Source organism: Sphaerochaeta sp. S2 (assembly GCF_016406725.1).
Classification (GTDB): domain Bacteria; phylum Spirochaetota; class Spirochaetia; order Sphaerochaetales; family Sphaerochaetaceae; genus Sphaerochaeta.
Genome location: NZ_JAEKNT010000131.1, coordinates 1 through 1,000 on the forward strand (window position 1 = coordinate 1; position 1,000 = coordinate 1,000).

The following is a 1,000-nucleotide window of genomic DNA, read 5'->3' on the forward strand; positions in this document are numbered from 1 at the left end:
AACCAATTCTTTTCTCTCTGGTGTATCAATACCAAAGTAGCAAGAATGAACAACTGGTGGAGAACTTACTAATACATGTACTTCTTTTGCACCTGCATTTCTTAAGGCCTCTACAATTTTCTTGCTTGTCGTGCCTCTTACAATAGAATCGTCTATCATAATAACTCTTTTATCTTTTATATTTTCCTTTAAAGGATTAAGTTTTAATCTAACTGCTAACTCTCTGCTTTTTTGATCCGGTTGAATAAAAGTACGACCGATGTATTTGTTTTTTATCAAACCAACACCATAAGGAATACCGGATGCCTCTGCGTATCCAATAGCTGCATCAATACCTGAATCTGGTACCGCAATAACGATATCCGCATCAATTTTATATTCTTCTGCAAGTATTCTACCTGCATCTCTTCTCGTAATATAAACTGACTCTCCATCAATTTTACTATCTGGTCTAGCAAAGTAAACATATTCAAAGATACAGTGAGATTTTCTCATCGTGTCATTATAAATGATTGATTCAACACCTTCATCATCAATAATAACCATTTCACCTTTTTCAATATCTCTTATGAATTCTGCACCAACAACATCTAGAGCACAACTCTCAGAAGCAAGGACAAAACCTGTATCCAACTTACCTAAACATAAAGGTCTTAGACCATTTGGATCTCGAACGCCAATTAGTTTATTTTCACAGATAATCGTCAGAGCAAACGCACCTCTAATCTCTGATACCGTATCTTTAATGGCTTGTTTAAAACCTTTTGAGTAATTTCTTGCAATTAAGTTTGCAATTACTTCAGAATCAATTGATGTTTGAAAAATAGAACCTTCATCCTCTAATCGATTTCTTATTTCTCCAGCATTCACAAGATTACCATTATGTGCTAGTGCAATGCTACCACCTTTATAATTAACAACTAAAGGTTGTGCATTCGCGACATAACTTTCGCCTGTTGTCGAATACCTAACATGACCAATTGAGACATCACCACTTAGT

1 protein-coding gene is annotated in these 1,000 nt (G+C 35.0%); it reads right to left on the bottom strand.

What is annotated here, in order from left to right:
- The coding region (purF, locus tag JF818_RS03545) for an amidophosphoribosyltransferase (protein ID WP_198890605.1) at positions 1-1,000 on the bottom strand (1,000 nt) is incomplete at both ends.